General features: G+C 48.2%; 22 protein-coding genes. 9 read left to right on the top strand and 13 right to left on the bottom strand.

The window, feature by feature from the left end:
- Nucleotides 1-135 precede the first annotated feature (135 nt).
- Nucleotides 136-978 carry a formyltetrahydrofolate deformylase gene (gene purU, locus M0L20_RS09840; RefSeq protein ID WP_248476774.1) on the bottom strand — a complete coding sequence of 281 codons (843 nt, stop codon included), beginning with the start codon at nucleotides 976-978 and terminating at the stop codon, nucleotides 136-138.
- 80 nt (nucleotides 979-1058) lie between these two features.
- On the opposite strand from purU, the gene M0L20_RS09835 reads away from it, so the two are divergent.
- From M0L20_RS09835 to mog, 3 genes are all read left to right on the top strand, one after another.
- Nucleotides 1059-2024, top strand: coding sequence for an isoaspartyl peptidase/L-asparaginase family protein (locus M0L20_RS09835; RefSeq protein WP_248476772.1), 966 nt, complete (start codon nucleotides 1059-1061; stop codon nucleotides 2022-2024).
- 90 nt (nucleotides 2025-2114) lie between these two features.
- Complete coding sequence (locus tag M0L20_RS09830) at nucleotides 2115-3932, top strand: glycosyltransferase (RefSeq protein WP_232560731.1); 1818 nt, start codon at nucleotides 2115-2117, stop codon at nucleotides 3930-3932.
- Nucleotides 3933-3986: 54 nt separating this feature from the next.
- The gene (gene mog / locus M0L20_RS09825) at nucleotides 3987-4511 is read left to right on the top strand and encodes a molybdopterin adenylyltransferase (protein ID WP_232560730.1); all 525 of its coding nucleotides are present in this window, start codon (nucleotides 3987-3989) and stop codon (nucleotides 4509-4511) included.
- A gap of 84 nt (nucleotides 4512-4595) precedes the next feature.
- Here the strand turns inward: mog and M0L20_RS09820 are convergent, their stop codons facing one another.
- On the bottom strand, nucleotides 4596-5798 hold the full coding sequence (locus M0L20_RS09820; protein ID WP_248476771.1) for an anhydro-N-acetylmuramic acid kinase: 1203 nt from the start codon (nucleotides 5796-5798) through the stop codon (nucleotides 4596-4598).
- Nucleotides 5799-5886: 88 nt separating this feature from the next.
- On the opposite strand from M0L20_RS09820, the gene M0L20_RS09815 reads away from it, so the two are divergent.
- From M0L20_RS09815 to M0L20_RS09805, 3 genes are all read left to right on the top strand, one after another.
- A complete protein-coding gene (locus M0L20_RS09815) occupies nucleotides 5887-6768 on the top strand; it encodes a fructosamine kinase family protein (protein ID WP_248476770.1) in 882 nt (293 codons plus the stop codon).
- A gap of 28 nt (nucleotides 6769-6796) precedes the next feature.
- On the top strand, nucleotides 6797-8212 hold the full coding sequence (locus M0L20_RS09810; protein ID WP_248476769.1) for a DEAD/DEAH box helicase: 1416 nt from the start codon (nucleotides 6797-6799) through the stop codon (nucleotides 8210-8212).
- A 69-nt stretch (nucleotides 8213-8281) separates the two neighbouring features.
- Nucleotides 8282-9085 carry a tetratricopeptide repeat protein gene (locus M0L20_RS09805; RefSeq protein WP_248476768.1) on the top strand — a complete coding sequence of 268 codons (804 nt, stop codon included), beginning with the start codon at nucleotides 8282-8284 and terminating at the stop codon, nucleotides 9083-9085.
- 43 nt (nucleotides 9086-9128) lie between these two features.
- On the opposite strand, the gene M0L20_RS09800 is transcribed toward M0L20_RS09805, so the two are convergent.
- Entirely contained in the window at nucleotides 9129-10211 is a 1083-nt protein-coding gene (locus tag M0L20_RS09800) for a toxin-antitoxin system YwqK family antitoxin (protein WP_248476767.1), read from the bottom strand.
- Between the two features lie 61 nt (nucleotides 10212-10272).
- On the opposite strand from M0L20_RS09800, the gene fcl reads away from it, so the two are divergent.
- On the top strand, nucleotides 10273-11214 hold the full coding sequence (fcl, locus tag M0L20_RS09795) for a GDP-L-fucose synthase (protein ID WP_232560724.1): 942 nt from the start codon (nucleotides 10273-10275) through the stop codon (nucleotides 11212-11214).
- Nucleotides 11215-11272: 58 nt separating this feature from the next.
- On the opposite strand, the gene M0L20_RS09790 is transcribed toward fcl, so the two are convergent.
- Nucleotides 11273-11905 (bottom strand): acetyltransferase, encoded by a 633-nt coding sequence (locus tag M0L20_RS09790; RefSeq protein WP_248476766.1) that lies wholly within the window; start codon nucleotides 11903-11905, stop codon nucleotides 11273-11275.
- Between the two features lie 112 nt (nucleotides 11906-12017).
- Between M0L20_RS09790 and M0L20_RS09785 the strand changes: the two genes are divergently transcribed.
- Nucleotides 12018-12815 (top strand): UDP-2,3-diacylglucosamine diphosphatase, encoded by a 798-nt coding sequence (locus M0L20_RS09785; RefSeq protein ID WP_248476765.1) that lies wholly within the window; start codon nucleotides 12018-12020, stop codon nucleotides 12813-12815.
- Between the two features lie 26 nt (nucleotides 12816-12841).
- A complete protein-coding gene (locus M0L20_RS09780; RefSeq protein ID WP_248476763.1) occupies nucleotides 12842-13987 on the top strand; it encodes a glycosyltransferase family protein in 1146 nt (381 codons plus the stop codon).
- Here the strand turns inward: M0L20_RS09780 and M0L20_RS09775 are convergent.
- The 9 genes from M0L20_RS09775 to M0L20_RS09735 form a co-directional block, all read right to left on the bottom strand.
- Nucleotides 13982-14806, bottom strand: a complete 825-nt coding sequence (locus tag M0L20_RS09775) for an NAD(P)H-binding protein (RefSeq protein ID WP_248476761.1) — start codon at nucleotides 14804-14806, stop codon at nucleotides 13982-13984. The two genes, M0L20_RS09780 and M0L20_RS09775, sit on opposite strands and share 6 nt — an antisense overlap.
- Nucleotides 14806-15819 carry an outer membrane beta-barrel protein gene (locus M0L20_RS09770; RefSeq protein WP_248476759.1) on the bottom strand — a complete coding sequence of 338 codons (1014 nt, stop codon included), beginning with the start codon at nucleotides 15817-15819 and terminating at the stop codon, nucleotides 14806-14808. Before M0L20_RS09770 ends, M0L20_RS09775 begins: the two co-directional genes overlap by 1 nt.
- The gene (locus tag M0L20_RS09765) at nucleotides 15816-16739 is read right to left on the bottom strand and encodes a hypothetical protein (RefSeq protein WP_248476758.1); all 924 of its coding nucleotides are present in this window, start codon (nucleotides 16737-16739) and stop codon (nucleotides 15816-15818) included. The genes M0L20_RS09770 and M0L20_RS09765 overlap by 4 nt, the downstream gene beginning before the upstream one ends.
- Nucleotides 16708-17319 carry an RNA polymerase sigma factor gene (locus M0L20_RS09760; protein WP_248476757.1) on the bottom strand — a complete coding sequence of 204 codons (612 nt, stop codon included), beginning with the start codon at nucleotides 17317-17319 and terminating at the stop codon, nucleotides 16708-16710. The genes M0L20_RS09765 and M0L20_RS09760 overlap by 32 nt, the downstream gene beginning before the upstream one ends.
- A 136-nt stretch (nucleotides 17320-17455) precedes the next feature.
- The gene (locus M0L20_RS09755) at nucleotides 17456-17725 is read right to left on the bottom strand and encodes a DUF983 domain-containing protein (RefSeq protein WP_248476756.1); all 270 of its coding nucleotides are present in this window, start codon (nucleotides 17723-17725) and stop codon (nucleotides 17456-17458) included.
- Between the two features lie 52 nt (nucleotides 17726-17777).
- A complete protein-coding gene (locus tag M0L20_RS09750) occupies nucleotides 17778-18059 on the bottom strand; it encodes a hypothetical protein (RefSeq protein ID WP_248476755.1) in 282 nt (93 codons plus the stop codon).
- 12 nt (nucleotides 18060-18071) lie between these two features.
- Nucleotides 18072-18614: a DUF420 domain-containing protein gene (locus M0L20_RS09745; protein ID WP_232560714.1), complete on the bottom strand. Its 543-nt coding sequence runs from the start codon at nucleotides 18612-18614 to the stop codon at nucleotides 18072-18074.
- 12 nt (nucleotides 18615-18626) lie between these two features.
- Nucleotides 18627-19337, bottom strand: a complete 711-nt coding sequence (locus M0L20_RS09740) for an SCO family protein (protein WP_232560713.1) — start codon at nucleotides 19335-19337, stop codon at nucleotides 18627-18629.
- 3 nt (nucleotides 19338-19340) lie between these two features.
- Nucleotides 19341-19664, bottom strand: coding sequence for a cytochrome C oxidase subunit IV family protein (locus tag M0L20_RS09735; RefSeq protein WP_232560712.1), 324 nt, complete (start codon nucleotides 19662-19664; stop codon nucleotides 19341-19343).
- Between the last annotated feature and the right edge of the window lie 7 nt (nucleotides 19665-19671).

Here is a 19671-nt window from a genome sequence, read left to right as displayed (position 1 = left end):
TTTTTTAGGTCCGAAATATACCATATTCCTGATACAAAAAAGTGTGCTTTTCGCCTACTAACGCCGTTAAACGTAGCTTGATTTGTTTAATGAGGCAAAATAACAGCGACCTAGCCCCCGCTACGCCCCTTTGGTTTACAAAACGATAGCCCGATTTCCTGCGATAAAGACCCGGTCGTTGAACACCAGCTTTAGTGCCTGCGATAGCACAATCTTTTCGATGTCTTTTCCTTCGGTAGCCATGTCGGCAGCCGTGTGACGGTGGTCCACATCTTTCACATTTTGCGCAATAATTGGCCCTTCGTCCAGATTATTGTTCACAAAATGAGCCGTGGCTCCAATAATTTTCACCCCTCGCTCGTAGGCTTGCCGGTACGGATTGGCTCCGATAAAAGCGGGCAGGAATGAATGATGGATATTGACAATTCGGTTTGGGAACTGATCGACAAATCCCGGTGTCAGCACCCGCATGTATTTGGCCAGTACAAGGTATTCAGGTTCGTAGATGGCCAATGTTCGTAGAATGGCCTGCTCGTGCTCTTCGCGGGTTCTATTTTCGTGAGAGACGTAGTGAAACGGAATACCAAATTTGCTTACCAGCGGTTGCAGGCTGTTATAATTGCTTATTACGGCTAAAATGTCGGCATCCAGTTCATCAAAAGCATACCGTATGAGTAGTTCGCCCAAGCAGTGGTGTTCTTTAGTGACGAGAACAACGATATTCTTTTTGCGCTTGGGATTCAGCCGAAACGTAATCCCAGGATCAGGTAACGTTGTCTTTAGCTCGGTCAATAATGCGTCGTTGTCGAACGTTCCTTCAAATTCGGTTCGCATGAAGAACTGTCCGGACGGGCTAACATACTCGTCATTATGAATGATGTTCAGGTTGTGGCGAAACAGAACGCCTGTTACGTGATAAATCAGACCTTTGTTATCAGGCCCATCCATCAGCAGAATATGCTTCCGGGGATCTTCCATAGTTCGTTGGTAAGAAATCGTCTAAAAGTAGTAAATGCCAATTGTTTATTCCTTTATTTTGGGCCACAAGTAGCCTTATTATGATAAATCGACGCCGTTTCTTGTCCGTTAGCTCGTTGGCTGGCCTCTTTCCAACCCTCTCGTTTAAAACCGTTTCACCAACACCGAATGAAGCTCCGGCAGGTGGCCCCCTGGTTATCTCGACCTGGAAGCAACCCAAGGCAAATGCCGCGGCCCAGGCCGCTCTCGATCGGGGCGGAAGTGCCCTCGACGCCGTAGAAGCGGGGGTTCGTATTCCGGAAGCCGATCCTGAGGATATGAGCGTTGGCTACGGGGGGCGTCCCGACCGCGACGGGCGCGTAACGCTCGATGCCTGCATCATGGACGAGAAAGGCAACGCCGGTTCGGTTGTCTTCCTGGAGCATATCATGCACCCGATTTCGGTAGCCCGGGCGGTCATGGAGAAAACACCACACGTTATGCTGGCGGGTGAAGGTGCTTATCGATTTGCGCTCTCGCAAGGTTTTAAAAAAGAAAATTTATTAACCGCAAAAACCGAAAAAGAATGGCGCGAGTGGTTAAAAACAGCAAAATATAAACCGATTGCCAATATTGAGCGTCACGATACGATAGGCATGCTCTCCATCGACGCTCAGGGTAACATCTCAGGGGCCTGTACGACGAGTGGGTTAGCGTACAAAATGAATGGCCGGGTGGGCGATTCACCGATTATCGGCGCAGGCTTATTCGTTGATAATGAGATCGGTGGTGCGTGCGCGACGGGTCTTGGCGAATTGGTAATGCGGACCTGCGGTTCTTTTCTAGTTGTTGAACTGATGCGACAAGGCCGAACACCTCAGCAAGCTTGTGAAGAAGCCGCGCTGCGAATTGTGAAGAAACAAGACTACAAAGACATTCAAGTAGGCTTCGTGGCTGTTAACAAAAAAGGAGAAACAGGTGCATTTAGTATCCAACCTGGCTTTAACTATACAATAACTCAGGATAAGCAGACAAAGGTTATTGACGCGCCGTCATATTTGAAATAAACAACTTTGTCTATTATTGTTTATAGTATTTGATTGCAGTGCCAAACACGTAATCTGTACGAATCACAATACGCCAAAACTACAGCTAATTTGGAATCGGTATTCTCAACATCAAAGCGGAAGTTGCTGCTGGAAATAGCCTGGGAGGTTTGTAACCAGGTCGGCGGTATTTACACGGTCATCCGGTCAAAAGTACCGGCGATGGTCGAAAAATGGGATGATAACTATGTTGCACTCGGACCGTATTTTGCCCAACGGGCAGCCGCCGAATTTGAGCCGATTATAGACTCTGATGAGACCGAGATTGGTCAGACTGTCCGTAAAATGCGGCAGCTGGGCTTCAACGTCGAATACGGTTACTGGCTGGTAACTGGTCGACCCCGGGTTGTTCTCTTCGATGTGTCCAGCATCAGCGTTGAGCAGCTAAACTACATCAAAGGGCAGCTTTGGCAAAACCATCAGCTTTCGACCCTCAACGTAGAAGATCTGGTGAACCAAACCATTGCTTTTGGCGAAATGGTCCGGGTGTTCATTACGCTGCTAGCCGAAGATCATGCGCGCCGGGTGGATTTCGTCGCTCATTTTCACGAATGGATGGCGAGTACCGGTCTGCCTGATCTGCGCCGGGACAATGTCAAAGTGGCAACGGTTTTTACTACCCACGCGACAATGCTCGGTCGTTATCTGGCCCAGAACGAAGCGGGTTTTTACGGCAAGCTTCCTTTCTTCGACTGGAAACGGGAAGCGCTGCACTACGGCATCGACACGCAGGCAACCATCGAGCGATTGGCCGCTCAGCAAGCGCACGTCTTTACGACGGTTAGTGACGTAACCGCTCGGGAGTGCGAGGTTTTCCTGGGTCGAAACCCCGATTTGATTCTGCCGAATGGATTAAACATAACGCGTTTTGCGGCCACGCACGAGTTCCAGAATTTGCACGTCCGGTACAAAGACAAAATTCATGAGTTCGTCATGGGCCATTTCTTCCAGAGCTACTCATTCGATCTGGAAAAAACGCTTTATTTCTTTACGTCGGGCCGTTTTGAATTTTCGAACAAAGGGTACGATCTGACGCTGGAAGCGTTGGCCCGGCTCAACTACCGGATGCGGGAAGCCAACATGGATATGACGGTGGTTATGTTTATGGTAACCAAACAGCCGTACACCTCCATCAATCCTGAGGTTTTGCACTCGCGCGCCCTGCTCGACGAAATTCAAGAAACGTGCGAAAGCATCGAAAAACAGGTTGGCGAACGCTTGTTTCTGGCGGCTGCGTCGAACACCGACAACATGCTGCCCGATCTCAACAAATTTGTTGATGAATACTGGCGCCTTCGGTTACGGCGTACCGTGCAAAGCTGGAAGACCAAGCACCTCCCGCCGTTTGTCACGCATAATCTGGTACAGGAAGATGACATGACGCGGTTTATTGAGCGGGCTAATCTGGTCAACAACGAATACGACCGGGTTAAAATCGTTTACCACCCCGACTTCATCGCGTCAACCAACCCTTTATTTGGTCTGGACTATAGCCAGTTTGTACGCGGTTGTCACCTTGGCGTGTTTCCGAGTTATTATGAACCGTGGGGTTATACACCGCTCGAATGCGTTGTGCGTGGTATTCCAACCGTTACGAGCGACCAGTCGGGTTTTGGTGATTTCATCATGCAGATCATGCGGGACTACGAAAACCGGGGTATTTATGTGATTAACCGGCGTACGCAGAACTTCAACGAAGCCGCCGATCAGCTTGCCAACGTGTTGTTCCGCTTCGTGCGGATGGCGCAGCGGGATCGGATTGCTCAGCGTAATCGCGTCGAAAGCATCGCTGAAGTGTTCGACTGGAGTAACCTTCGCTCCTATTATGACACGGCGCACGATCTGGCTTTAAAACGGAAGAAACCCTAATCGTTGTAGGCACTATCATTTACGCTTGCCGACAGCGGCACTTTATTCGCATCCATGATTAAGATTGGTATCATCAACGTATCCGACCGGGCTAGTGCAGGTGTTTACGAAGATATTCCCGGTAAGGCGGTTGTGAAGCTACTGACCGAATGGCTGACTTGTGAATGGGAACCCGTTTACCGCGTCATTCCTGATGAACAGGATCAACTAGAAGCAACAATGATCGAACTGGCCGACACAGAAGGCTGCTGTCTGGTTGTTACGACTGGCGGTACGGGACCTGCTCTTCGTGATGTAACACCCGAAGCGACCGAAGCAGTTTGTCAGAAAATGCTTCCCGGTTTTGGTGAATTAATGCGTCAGGAAAGCCTTAAATACGTTCCTACGGCAATCTTATCGCGGCAGACAGCGGGCATTCGTAATCAAACGCTTATCCTGAACCTACCGGGCAAACCGACCGCTATTGGTCAGTGTTTATCCGTCGTATTTCCAGCCATACCGTATTGCATTGACCTGATCAACGGCCCTTTTCTAACGACAGATGAGACGGTAATGAAAGTCTTCCGCCCAAAAAGTTAGCCACCCTTTTTTGCCCTCAAGAATTCCTCGGAATGACATTGCTAACTGGATGTCGTTCCGAGGAATTTTATGGGTATGGATGGCTCACTTCGGGAAGCTCACCTTACCCATCGAAACGGTTGGAACGCCTTGCCGATTCCCGAAAGAGGTGGTCCCGCCCGCGAGACTCTCGTTGGCCAGTACCGCAAACAATACCGCTTCTTTAGCATCACCATTGATACCAAGGTCGTTCGTAACCCCAAAAGCACAGTCCGGTAGTAATTTCTGAATGGCTCCTGTCAGGACCGGATTATGCATCCCTCCTCCGCTCATGTAAACGTGCGGATTGCTCATTTCGGCTTCGTTGATGACACGCCTGATGGCATGGGCAATTGTATCGGCGCTAAACTGAACCAGCGTTGCCATCAGGTTCGCTGCTGGCAGATCGCGGGTGCGACTCCGCTGCTGAGCCTCCTCAACATAGGGCACATTGAACACCTCCGGCCCGGTTGTTTTTGGAAAAGGAGCGTTAAAGAAAGGGTTCGTTTTCAGCGCATCGAGTAGTAACTCATTCACCTGACCACTAGCTGCTAACCGGCCATCGGCGTCATAAGGTTGATTGAGCAATCGCCGGGCGTAGGCGTCAAGCAGTGTATTGCCCGGTCCAGTATCGGTTGTAAACACCTTGCTGGCATCACCGTCGGCTGGCAGGTACGTAAAATTGGCAATACCGCCCATGTTGAGCAGGATTCGGTTTTGACCCGCTTTGGAAAACATGAAATAATCGCCATAAACAGCCAACGGCGCACCTTCGCCCCCAAGAGCAATGTGTTTTTGTCGAAAATCGCTGAGGGTGATTACGCCCGTTAGCGCGGCAATATGGTCGCCATCACCAATCTGAAGCGTGGCGTTGGGGAACTTATCATGGCGGTGCTGGCTTTTGGGAGCATGGTAAACCGTTTGACCATGACTGGCAACAACATCTATCTCGCTGGGTTCAATTGCCCAGGTATGCAGACAGTCGAGAATTAGTTGACCGTGCAGTCGGCCAATGTACGGATTTAAGAGGCAGAGCCGTTCAAAGTTGATGTCACGTTTGGCAAAAATGGTGCGAATCTCCGCTTTAAAGTCGTCGTCGTAGGGTACGGTGGCAAATTGCTCAAGCACAACAGCCGTTGTTGATCCGCTACCTTTGATGCGACAAAGTGCGATATCAAGTCCATCGAGTGACGTACCCGACATAAGACCAATAATCCGCCGTTCGGGCTTTCGGGCAATATCGTACAGGTGTTGAATTTGCTGATTCATAAAAGCTACTGATCAGATAGTTTGCGTTAGATACCACCACTTTACGGTACGGAGTTCAACGGCAAATCTATCGTTACGCGAATAACGCATGAATTTCTGGGGTGACGAACAATTTTCATTTTTTGAGAGCATTCTATTCTCGGCATTGGGTCAACCCGTAGATGTAATTGAAACGCAGTTTCTGTCCGGGGGTGATATCAACACAGCGGCTCAGGTATTTTCGTCGGAAGGTGTGTTTTTCATCAAGTGGAACCATGCAGACCGCAAGGATATGTTTGAAACGGAAGCGCGTGGTCTTGATTTGCTTCGTCAGACGGATGCGTTGCACATTCCGCAGGTTGTCGGTTTTGGGCAGGAACTCGACAAGTCGTACCTGATTCTGGATTATATTGATCCCGGAACTCCTGACAAAAAATACTGGGAAGCGCTGGGCCAGGCACTAGCCATCTTGCATTCTCACACACAACCCAAATTTGGCTTAAGTTTCAGCAATTACATCGGCTCCTTACCGCAGGCAAATACGTTGACGGCCAGCGGTAGCGATTTCTTTTTTGAGCAGCGTCTCCTTCCTCAGGCGGGTATGGCCTTGTACAAAGGATTACTGCCCAAGCAAGCTTATGACGCGTTGTTTCGGTTGCAGGCCCGCTTGCCCGACTTATTACCCAACGAGCGTCCGGCCCTGCTTCACGGCGATTTATGGTCGGGCAATGTTATGGTTACCGAAGGTGGGCAACCTGCGTTGATCGATCCGGCAACGTATTACGGCTTTCGGGAAGCTGAGCTGGCTTTTACGAAGCTGTTCGGCGGTTTTGCCCAACGGTTTTATGACGCTTACGACGAAGCTTTTCCGCTCGAGGAGAACTTCAACGAACGCGTCGCGATTTATAATCTTTATCCGCTACTTGTTCACGTGAATCTGTTTGGTTCTGGTTATGTTAGCGGTGTGGAGCGCGTGTTAAATCAATTTTAGCGCTCGTTCTAACTCATTTGATTTACCCATGGAAATTACATCGTTCGAGCAGTTTGAGCTTAACCGACAGTTGCTCAATGCCATCGCCGATCTTGGCTACACCGAACCAACCCCTATTCAGCAGAAAACCATTCCGCTGAGCCTAGGGAACCACGACGTACTCGGTATAGCGCAGACGGGAACCGGTAAGACAGCGGCTTATTTGCTGCCCCTGCTTATGAAGATAAAATACGCGCAGGGCTCCAACCCACGGGCGCTTATTCTGGCTCCAACGCGTGAACTGGTCATGCAGATCAACGAAGCCGTGAGCCAGCTCGGAAAATACACTGATCTCCGCCACTTGGCGCTTTACGGTGGACTAGGGCCTAAAACGCAAATCGAGACGTTACAGAAAGGTGTTGATCTGCTAGTAGCAACGCCGGGTCGCTTCATGGATCTTTACCGAATGGGGGAGATTGTTACGAAGGACATCCGGACGATGATTCTGGACGAAGCCGACAAGATGATGGACATGGGATTCATGCCTCAGATTCGTTCCATTCTGGAGGTTATTCCCAACAAACGCCAGAATCTACTGTTTTCGGCTACGTTCGGCGGGCGCGTTGAACGGCTTTCCGGTGAATTTCTGGAAGCTCCTATCAAAATTGAGGTAACACCCCAGGCATCTACCGCCGAGATGGTCAGTCAGGTGCTGTACGAAGTTCCGAATTTCCGCACCAAGATTAATTTGCTGGATTATTTGATCAGTAAGGATGCATTTCAGCGGGTTATCATCTTCGCCCGTTCAAAAGCTACAGCAGAGAACATTTACAAGTTTCTGGCCCGTAAAGTTGTTGAGTCGGAAAAGATTCGGGTCATTCACGCAAACAAAGGACAAAATACGCGTATCAATGCGATGGATGCTTTCAAGGAAGGAAACATCCAGGTACTGGTCGCAACAGACGTTGCTGCGCGGGGTATCGATGTAGCCGAAGTCAGTCACGTCATTAATTTTGACGTACCGCTTATTTACGAAGATTACGTGCACCGGATTGGCCGGACAGGCCGGGCCAACAAGATGGGTGAGGCCATTACGTTCATGACAATTGCGGAGGACTATCACGTTCAGAAGATTGAAAAAATCATTCGTATGACCATTCCTCGTCAGCCATTGCCCGAGTTGGTTGAGGTCACGGAAACACCTTTCGATGAGCAGCAGGATATGCTGCGCCAGATTGACGAGCAGCGTCGAAAGGAAGATCCAACTTTTTTAGGCGCCTTTCACGAAAAAAAGGTGAAAAATACCCCGGCGGGCAAGGATCGTCTAAAAGCAAAAGCAAAGCTTGGCAGCTCGAAAAAAGCCGCATCGCAGGCCGCAGGACCGCGTTTTGGCAGCTCAGCCCGCAAATCTGGCGGAACATCAGGTAGTGCAAAGCGTACAGGTACACGAGGAGGCCGTCGGTAGTACCAAAACTATGTACTAACTTGGATTACCCATTCGTTTTACGATAATAACAGCCGTGTATTAGTCAGTATGAACGTCCGGATGAATCTGGTGCAGTGGAGTTTGGTGATGATGCCCATGTTATCGTTGGCACAACCCAAACGGCTTATAACGTCGGCGCGGCCTAACTCCGTTCAGACCGTAAGCAACACGACAACCGCTACAGAACGGCAGACAAAACAGCTGGAATCGACGAGTACGGATACCACTCCGCAATCGTCGATGGACGTTAACACGCTCCCCCTTTTTGGGGAGCGGGCAAAAACGGCGGCTCAGATTGACGAGGAAATTCATTTCCTAAACGACTGCGACCGAAATTTCGCCAGCCGCCCCGAAGCCAGCGAGTTCTTTGCAGCACGCGGCTGGGATTACATTCAGAGCGGACAACTGGACACAGCGGCCCATCGCTTTAATCTGGCCTGGCTGCTTGACGCCAAAAATGCAGACGCTTACTGGGGTTTAGGCGTAGTCTGTTATCAGAAAGAGAACCTTCCCGACGCTATTCGGATGCTCAAGAAGGGGTTAGCCGTAACGGACAGCAATGCCGTTTTGATGACAGATCTGGCTACGCTTCAGATAAAGCACTTTCAGATAAAAGCCGTTCAGGACGACCTTCTCGAAGCAGAGCAACATTTACAACGCTCGCTCGCTATCAGTCCGGAAAATGCCGGTGCTTACCAGAAATTATCGCTGGTCAATTACCTGAAGGCCGATTATGACAAAGCCTGGGAATTATTTCATCAGGCCTACAGTCTCGACCTTTCGGTTCTGGACCTCGCTTACCTAAATGATCTGCTCGCGAAACGACCCGATCCGACCGGAAAGTTTAAATAAAAAATGCTGGCTTTTGGCCAGCATTTCATGCTTACAGGGTTGATTAGTTTTCCGTTTCCTCTTCCTGAATAACTTTTTCTTTTGCCCGCTCGAAGGTGATTTTTCCTTTTTCGTCCCACTCACTGATCACGAACGGTTCGAAGTCGGTATCCCACTGATCGCTGGCATACTGCGTGAGTTTTTTACGCATCCGTCGGCCACTTGGATTAATAGGATAAAACTCCGTCCAGCGTCCTACTTTTACGCCATTGTCGTATTTCCCTTCTTCGGCCAGCAGTCCATTTTCGTGAAAGGCCATATACGTGCCTTTTACCTTGCCGTACTCGATGGGTATAATCTCTTTAATTTTTCGGTGCGTCGAGTCGTGGTAGGTCAGCCTCGATTCAGCCGGCACCCCCTTCGCCCAACGGCTCTTGTCAGTAAGTATAAAATGTGAATCGTACTTTTCCCAACGCCCGTCTTTCATACCGGCGTAGTAAAAGCCTTCTTCAACCAAATCACCATTCTGATACCGTTTGTAAGGCCCATGCAATAATAAGCCGGTCCCCTCATCTTTTATGATTGAGCTGGTCACTCGACCACTACGTTGATAATAACGATACACATCCCGAACAAAAGGTAGTGGTTTTGCGGCATCGTTGTCTTTTAATATATGGAACTCCTCAACAATTGTCCGGTCTCCGCTACCCATCTTGGTATAGGCTTTTATCATTGTTAAGCCCTCATACTCATTTTTTGCCGCCTTCTTCTTGTCTTTGTTATCGGATTTAGCCTTCTTTAAATGTTTTATCTTTAGACCAAGGTCCGGCATCATATCGGATACAAGCGCATCTTTGCTCTTTTTCAAGTCGGAAATATACTCGTCTTTCTTTTCTTTCAAAGAAGACATTGAGGGAAGACCAAGCGCGGATGAAACCGAAGAAAAAGGCGAAGCAGGCGCTCCGGAAGGAGCCAACACCGGTTTCGAAGCTGTTGTCAGTGAAGCGGGTTGTGTTACTTGCGTTTGCGCAAATACTGTTCCCGATCCAACAAAAAAGACAAGGAGAACAAGATGTTTAACCGAATGTGCAAACATGATTTGAGTAACGATTGATGTCTTAAGTTTGTTAAGTTTGCAACGCTTCACTATATACTATTATTTTGTCAATCCATTACCGGAGTATCCGGCATTTATATAAACAAAGATCGTGGAAAAACAGGCTCGCATTTACGTTGCCGGACACCGAGGAATGGTCGGTTCAGCTCTTGTTCGCAAGTTACATGCCGAAGGGTACGAAAACATACTTGTCCGCACCTCATCTGAATTGGATTTAAGAAATCAAGCAGCGGTAGCTACTTTCTTTGCCGAAGAAAAACCGGACTACGTGTTTTTGGCAGCGGCTAAGGTAGGTGGTATCATGGCTAATAATATTTATCGGGCTGAGTTTCTGTATGATAACTTACTGATCGAATCGAATATTATTCATAGCGCTTATGAAACAGGCGTTAAAAAGTTATTGTTCCTCGGTTCGTCGTGCATCTACCCAAAAATGGCTCCGCAGCCGCTCAAAGAAGAATATCTGCTGAGTGGTTTTCTGGAGCCAACGAATGAACCTTACGCTATCGCTAAGATAACCGGCATTAAGCTTTGTGAAGCGTACAGAAGCCAATACGGGGCAAATTTCATCTCCGCAATGCCTACGAATCTGTATGGTCCGAACGACAACTACGACCTACAAGGCTCGCACGTGCTACCAGCGATGATCCGTAAGTTTCACGAAGCGAAGATCAACGATCAGCCTACGGTTGAACTTTGGGGCACTGGCTCGCCAAGACGGGAGTTTCTACACGCCGACGACCTCGCCGACGCGTGCTTCTATCTGATGGAACATTACAACGACGAATTGTTTGTCAACGTCGGTACCGGCGAAGACGTGACCATTCGTGAACTGGCTGAATTAGTTAAGGAGACCGTTGGCTACGAAGGCGAACTTCACTGGAATACCGACAAGCCCGATGGTACTCCGCGCAAACTGATGGATGTTTCGCGGCTGCATTCGATGGGCTGGAAACACTCAACCGAACTTCGCGAAGGTATCGAACGTACTTACCAGGATTTTCTGGCGAACGAAGTGCTGTACGTTGAATAGATGCTGATTAGTTTTACGTCTGCCACTCGTTAGCTGGCAGACGTAAAACCAGTAACCATTACAAAGCTTTGGCCGGGTTCCCAAATACCGTTGCACCCGCGTCGACGCTCTCTATGACTACCGAACCCGCTCCAATGCGGGCATTTTTGCCGATTGTCACCCCAGCAACAATCGTTGCTCCGCTACCGATAAAGGCTCCTTCTCCTACCGTCACGCCACTGTTGATCATACTGCCGGTCCCTACCTGCACGTAATCACCTAGCTTGGCCTGACTTTCAATGACGACTCCCGACTGAATAATACAATGCTGGCCCACCTCCGCAAATGGGTTGATTACGACTCGGGCGGCAATCAGATTACCATGCCCAATCGTAGCCGTTGCTGACACGATTGCCGTATCGTGAATAGCATTGACGGGCTGTACCTTCCGTCGTTCATTAAGCATTTTTACCAATCGCTTCCGAACGCGCCCATCACTAATGGCAACAAAGGCTTCGCATTTCTGCCCGATGAGTTTCAGGAACCCGTCGTCATCGGTTTCGCCTAGTACAGATATGTCTCCATACTCTTTTCCGTGAAGCTCCTTGTTATCGTCCAGCAGGCCGTAAACAACGACATTGTTGCGCTGAAATAAATCTAAAACGGTCAGACCGAGGCTACCTGCCCCAAAAATTAGCACTGGATTCTCCATTTATCGTGTTGTGTTAAGTCAATGTGAATAAAGACTTTACGAGTTCATTATAGTTGGCAATTTGGTAACACTAGGGTAAATTCTATTTCATAGACGGAGGGTAAATTCGTCTATGAAATCAAGTACACAGTTCCGCACAATTGTACTCTCTGACATTCATCTTGGTACAGAGGGCTCAAAAGCCAGAGAGGCCACCGAGTTTTTGCGAAATTACTCTTGTCAGAAACTCATCCTCAACGGCGACATCATTGATGGCTGGCAACTGAAACAGTACGGCACCTGGAAGAAAAAACACACTGCCTTTTTTAAAACGGTTTTAAAGCAAATCGTTCACTACGATACCAAAGTCATTTACCTACGGGGTAATCACGATGACTTTTTAGATCAGATTATGCCGCTCAAAGTGGGCAAAAACTTTTCGATCCGCAAAGACTATACACTAGCCTCGGGCGATAAAAAGTTTTACATCACCCACGGCGATGTCTTCGATTCAATCACCTCGCAAATGAAGTGGCTTGCCTATCTGGGCGATCTGGGATATACGTTTCTGCTTTGGATCAATAAGTTTTACAATCAATATAGAGCCTGGCGGGGCCTACCTTATTATTCGCTCTCACAACAGATTAAGCAGCGTATCAAACAGGCGGTCAACTACATTTCTGATTATGAACAGAAATTGACCGAGCTGGCACGCGCTCGCCATTGCGACGGCATTATCTGCGGCCATATTCACAAGCCAGCCATTCACAATTTTGACGGTATCATCTACATGAATTCCGGTGATTGGGTCGAATCGCTTAGTGCGCTCGTGGAAGATCACGATGGCAACTGGAACCTGCTTTACTATACATCCGAAGACGAAGACGAGGCAGAAGCCGCTGCTATAACGCACGAACTGACTCATCAATAAGCATCAGCGCTATTAACTCCATAATCATGCGTGTTTTATTTTTAGTACAGGGTGAAGGACGAGGCCATTTGACGCAGGCTTTATCATTAGCACAAATTCTGAAAACGGCAGGCCATGATGTTATTGGCGCGCTGGTGGGTGTAACCGCTGAACGAGGAGTTCCAGCGTTCTTTAGCGAAAAATTCACAGCACCGATCACGCCATTATTTAGTCCAGGGTTGGTTTACAATGCGGGCAACAATTCGCTTGAACCGTTTAAAACTACCGTACAAGCGATTCGCTCCATGCGTCCTTTCTGGCAGAGCTTGCAACAGGTACGCGACACAATAGAAACGCAGCGCCCGGACGTGGTTGTCAACTTCTATGAGATGCTGGGTGGTCTTACCTATGCTCTTTTCCGACCATCCGTACCGATGATTTGTATTGCCCATCAATACTTTGCTTTCCACTCAAATTTCCAACGACCTAAAGGGCAATGGTTTTACCGGCAAGCGTTTAAAATCAACACGAGATTAACCTGTTTCGGTGCCCAGGAACTACTGGCTCTATCATTCGATAAGCAAGCGGATGAACCGAGCCAGCGTGTACGGGTTGTTCCTCCGCTTCTCCGTCAGGAGCTGACCGATCTGAAGCCAACAGATGGAGACTTTCTACTAGCGTATGTTACGCAGCCGGGACTGAGAAGCGAATTGATGAAAGCTCATTTACAGCATCCGACGGTTCGAATGGATGGCTTTCATTCGGGCGTAACGGCTCCCGACCAGGTGATTGACGACACATTAACTTACCATGCGATTGACGGTAAGCGGTTTCTGGAATTTATGGCACGTTGCAAAGCGGTCATAACTACCGCCGGATTTGAATCGGTGTGCGAAGCCGCGTATCTGGGCAAGCCTGCCCTTATGATTCCTCAACCCAATCACTTCGAACAAGCCTGCAACGCGATCGATGGGCAGCGCGCTGGGGTTGGCGTTGCGGCCAGTCACTTCGACTTAGAACAGCTGTTGAAGGCGATTCCCAACTACGATTCAACAGTAAGCGAACGTTTCCGAGCCTGGCACGCACAGGGTTATTTTTTATTCCTAGCGGCTTTGAACCGGGCCATTATGCCTAAAAGTAAACCATCGGGTGGCTTCTTCTGGACGCGCATGCGCCACATCTTACGTTCATAACTGATAAAAAAACTGCAACGGATCGGGATACTGGAAGTTATACTGTGTAGCTTCCAACAACTTGTCTGGGCTAATAACTTTATAGGCTACCGGCGATTCGGGCTTAACAAATGTGGGTTGCTCGAAGCCGAACTCCTCGCAATTTTTACGATAGATGGCTTCCCGGTTGGGATGTTCCGGTGCAACAGCATTATAAACGCCACGAATCTTTTGCCGAATTAAAGTTTCTAGAATACCAACGGCATCATCACGGTGTAGGTAATTAACTGGAACAGCACCCGTATCTACCGTTTTTCCAGCAACGTATCTACCGGGTGTTCGATCGTATCCCAGCAGGCCACCGCAGCGTAGAATCGTTACCGCTTGTCCTGATTGGAGGTTTTGTATCGACTGTTCAGCCTTTACCAGTGCGGACGCGGCTGACTGCGCTGGCTCAACGACATCCGTTTCAACCACGACTCGATTTAGTTCAGGGTAGATAGACGTTGAACTGACGTAAATGACGTGCTTCAGTGTGGATTGTCGGATAGCTTCCACCAAATGACCTATTTGCGCCGGATGATGCTCATCGCCCAGTTTACCCGCTTTAGGTGGAATGTCAACGATAAGCGTATCGGCTTGCAGTAAAGCCGATAGGTTGCCCTGTGGCTCAGGGTTTAATGCTAACAAATGCGCTTCGATACCTTTCTGACGCAATACGCTTATCTTTTCAGCCGATGTGGTACTTCCTTTGACGGTGTAGCCTGTTTTAACCAAACGTTCGGCTAGTGGTAGCCCTATCCAGCCGCAGCCGATTATTGAAACGGTTTCCTGACTCATTAAAAAGATATACCAAAGCTAAGTGTACGCACGTCGGGCCCTTTTCCTTCCTGAAACACCGGATTCAGATCGTATTTGACGAACAAACTGGTCCGTACGATACCAATATGTCCCACCAGACCATATCGAAAATTGTTGAGGTAAAAGTTAGCGTGTTCGTGCTCTTTGTCGTTGTTCAGCCGCTTGATTTTCGTGTAACTATCGAGTCGATAACCAATAAAACCGCCTAGACCCAGATGAAACACCTTGCGGCCTGAACTATTATAAAAGCTTATACGGGGCACGACCGGCAATTGTAACGCAAAAGTCGTTAGTTTACTTTTCTTGAGTTGCTCTGGGTACTGAACGAACTCCAGCTGCGAGGGGCCTTTGGTAGCTACGACGTTATTGTCAAACATATAGTTGTTCCAGGAGCCTTCCAGCGCGTAATACAGGCTCAGCTTCGCCCGTTTTCCATTGATGAAGGTCGGACGCTGCGAGAATGCTACGGCAAAATAACGCGATCCAATCGGCTTTAAAGAATACACGTCGCTTGGGTAAGCTGCGAGCGTAGATTGACTAATGAACGTGTTGAGGCCAATCTGAAAATCGATGCTTCTCGACCATGAGTTTATACCCCTTCGCACGCTCGACCGCTTATAATCCCGAAGGTTTTTTGCCGAGTCGGATCGGGTTGAATCGCTCTTACCGCTGATAACAATCGTTACACCGTCTTTTTTCTTTGTAACAACGAGTACAGTATCTTTTAAGTAGCGACCACCATCCCGCGAAATAGCGGTTTCTCCACCCGGCACCGAATCAAGTTTCATGCTCATCTCCCGCACGATCTTATTTAAATCGTAGTTCGACAACGCTTGTATTCCGGCTTTATCGGGGGCGTAAATAACGAGTCGGGTCCGATTCGCAAATCGGATAACCAGCGAGTCAGCGGTGTGCGCCGGAGATGCATAAACGACACATACCGGAAGTACTAAAATTGCCAGGAGAGCACCTAAGCTCAGCATACTTCTCATTGCTTTACTGCTTTATCTTTTTCGAAACTGTGTTTTATCCCGCTATAGGCTTTTCCTAGTAAGCCGCTCTCGCTATCATCTTTGTCGCCACGGGCAAAAACGTCGCCCTGTTTGAATCGCTTTACCTGTTGCCAGATATTCGGAGATTTGTTTTCTTTCTCGGATTTATCGTTTGCAGCTAGTGCTGTCTTTTCTTCGATTGCCGTTTTGGCAGCCTGACGAGCCGCAACCAGTGCTTCAGGCTCAGCAATGGTGACAATCAAAACGCGCTCAGTGGCCGGCGCTGGCTTCACAGCGGCAACAATTGGTTGATCAGACGAAGTTGGCTGTGATGACGCAGCCGAATTTGTTGCTAACCGCTCAGAGTCGATCTTATCACTAGGCTTGCCAGGGGTCGTTTGTGCAGCAACAGATCCACCCGTTAATTTACGAGTTAACTCAACGGGAGCGTTAGCTGTGTTTACTTCCCTATTATCGTTTCTTATGCCTTTACGACCTTTCGTCGGTGACGAAGCTTGAGCGAGTTGGTCCGTAGCCGCAGTTTCGTCTATAACGGGATTGTCGGCCTTTTCTGCTTGTCTCGACTCCTGAGAACCACCCATACGTGTTGAGGACGGCTGCTCCAGCTTGTGATTTTCAATACGCTTATTACTAGCTACTGAGTTACGGTCTGTTTGAGCCGGATCGCCAGACGGCCAATACAACCACCCAAACAGGCATACCAGTAGTAAACAGGCGGCAGCAGCCATGTAGCGGTAGCTATCGGGATTTCGCCAGAAGACAACTTTTGGTTTTTCGGTTGTCTGCCCCAAACGCGCCTGTAGCCGCTCAAAACCATCAGAGCTCGGCGGCAATGACATGTTACCCAGCTTTCGGGCAAACAGGTCATCAATCGGCAGTCTTTCGGTATGTTTTTTCATAATGTTCGCTCTGGTTCCGGCGTCCCGGTTCTTGTTCCAGTTTTTTCAAACTCATTTGCAACAACGTCCGGGCACGACTTAGCTGCGACTTAGACGTCCCTTCCGAGATGCCCAACATCTCGGCTATTTCAGCATGGCTATATCCTTCAACGGCGTATAAGTTGAACACAGTCCGGTATCCTTCGGATAACTGATTTACCAAGCGTAACAGATCGTTTTCATTGACAGCCGCATCCGCCCACTCGTAATCCGGTTCGACAGTAATGTCTTCAATGGGTACTTCCTGCCGAAGCTGTTTTGTTCTGCGAAGAAACATAAGCGACTCAGTCACCATGATTCGCCGGACCCACCCTTCAAAACTACCATCCTCCCTAAACTGATTTATTTTTTCGAAAACGCGCATAAAACCGTCCAGCATCACTTCCTCCGCATCTGCCCGATTTGCACAATAACGAACGCATACCGCCAGCATTTTACCCGCAAACCGTTCATAGACTACCTTGTGAGCGCGGCTTTCGCCCCGCTTCAACGCAGCAATCATCTGCGATTCGGTCGTAAAAAACGGTATAAGTCGAAGCATACTAGTTTAGGTTCATCGACAAGATGCACGATACTAGGGCATTGGTTGCATACGTCCTAAAAATTGTTAAAAAATTTTGCCGATCAGCGAAGTCGCAACTAATCTTTTGTCAGTAGTAGCCAACAAAAAAGGGGCATTACAGCCCCTTTACGTATTTTATACCGGCTACGTAGTGTAGCCAAATAACGCGTGATATTCGAAAATTTACCGGTGCAATCAAGAGCATAACGGGCGCTACAACGGCGGCATATACCCATCCATCAGGATCACCTCCTAAATAAAAAAGCATGAAGCCAATCACCAGTGCTACTCCACCAGATATGGCGTAGCTCACGTACATGGCCCCAATGAAATAGCCCGGTTCGACTTCGTAGCGCAATCCACAGTGGGGACAATGCTCATACATTTCATCGAATCCCTTTGGCGAGTAAAAAGGCTTTTTAAAAATTTTACCTTTCCTACATCTGGGACAAAGCCCGCTTAACGCGGCCTGTAATTTCGAGACGTCTTTCATGCTCACGCTTGCTATTTCTGTACCACAGATATCCTATGGCACTGACAATCAAATAAGGGACCACTAGTAGGTAGAGGATACCGAAGTTCAGTTCCGAAGCTACAACACTACGCCCATTACTAACCGTACTTTCAACTGTTCCACGACACATGGCACATTGGGCCATTAAGTCGGGGGCTACTGATACGAATACAACTAGTAGTAACCACACTTTCCAACTTCTCATAATTTTTTTGAGCTAATGGACGTAATACGGTTTAATCAGTAGATAAACAACAACGCCCGTAATACTAACGTATAACCAGATTGGGAAAGCATATTTCACGGTTTGTTTATGCTTCTGTATCTGGCCGCTTAAAGCAAAATACACAGCCCGCAGCACAAACCAGACCACAACGACAGACAGTACGATATGCGAAATCAGCAGAAAGTAATAAACCGGACGTACCCATCCTTGACCACCGAAAGGCGTCGAATTATTCGTTAAGTGGTAAAGAACATAGCTCACCAGGAAGAGTGAACCCAGCGTAAAAGCGGCTAACATCGTACGCTTATGAGCCTCAACATTCTGTTGCCGAATGAAATAAAGCCCCATCAATAAAAGCACGGCGGTTAGCGAATTGATTACGGCATTTATGTGGGGCAGGTACGTCGTCCACCCGCCTAAGTCAACCTTTTGACGAATACCCAACAGAATGGCTACAGCAACGGGAATAGCTATCGATAAAATATTGATAACCCGATTGGCTTTTTGCTCCCGAGCCGGTTGCAATGTTTCCATAATAACGGTGAATTATTCTTTGTCGTAGATATCCAGAAGGACACGAATTTCGAGCACTAGCCGATCAACGTCTTCCTTGTCTGTCCCATCGTAAAAACCCCTGACAATGCCTTCCTTATCTACTAATACCAACTTTTGGCTATGAATAAAAGTTTCGTCAGGTTTCCCTTCGGTGACACCCTTATCAACTGCCGGTAAGTAATACCCATGCATCGCCAAGTCATAGATTTCCTCTTTACTTCCCGTCAGGAAATACCACTTCCCAGGTATCGCTTCGTACTTTTTGGCGTAGGCTTTCAGCTGCTCAGGGCGGTCATGCTCCGGATCAACTGAGTGGGATAAAAAGACGATGTTTGGATTTTCGCGAAAGATGTCCTGCACGCGGGTAAGTTGTGACGACATTCTCGGACAGATTGTCCCGCATCTCGTAAAGAAAAAGTCAGCAACGTAAATTTTTCCTTTTACAATGGATTGGTCAACTACTTTACCGTCCTGATCGATTAGCCTGAACGGGGGGATATGATTGTATAGCGTGTCAGTAACCTGCTGGCCATCTGCCAACGTTACCTTACCCATTAGAGGCTCTCCTTTTGCCGAATCAATTTTGGGCAAATAACGAGGCAAAACGTAATGATTTTCGGTACCGAACCGTAGGAATAGATACAGCAAAGCCGGGACCAGCAGCGTAGCGAGCAGGATCCCGGCTTTTCGATTGGCCGTCATAATTTATCGAAGTTCGAAAATTGAACCGCCTTCGTTCAATAATGCAACTAACAACCAGACGACAAAAATTACGGGAAGCACGATTGCCCAGATAAGGCTTTTTACTTCATGCTTAAGGTGCATAAATTCACCTACAATGTAAAACGCTTTGACTAACGTCATGATAACGAAAATCGACGTTCTAAAGCCGCCAGCTTTCATGAAGTAAGCCAACGTAAATTCTAGAGCAGTGATGGCAAGTAGAATCCAGAAGGTCCGCCAAATAACACCTGTTTGCGCTGGTGGTATTTCTCCAACTTCGTGGGTTCCGTGTGTATGATCAGACATGGTAAAA

The sequence above is a fragment of the Spirosoma liriopis genome, from assembly GCF_023196085.1.
In the GTDB taxonomy this organism is placed as follows: domain Bacteria; phylum Bacteroidota; class Bacteroidia; order Cytophagales; family Spirosomataceae; genus Spirosoma; species Spirosoma oryzicola.
The sequence above is the reverse complement of the archived record's forward strand: the minus strand, read 5'-3'. Positions and strand labels throughout refer to the sequence as shown.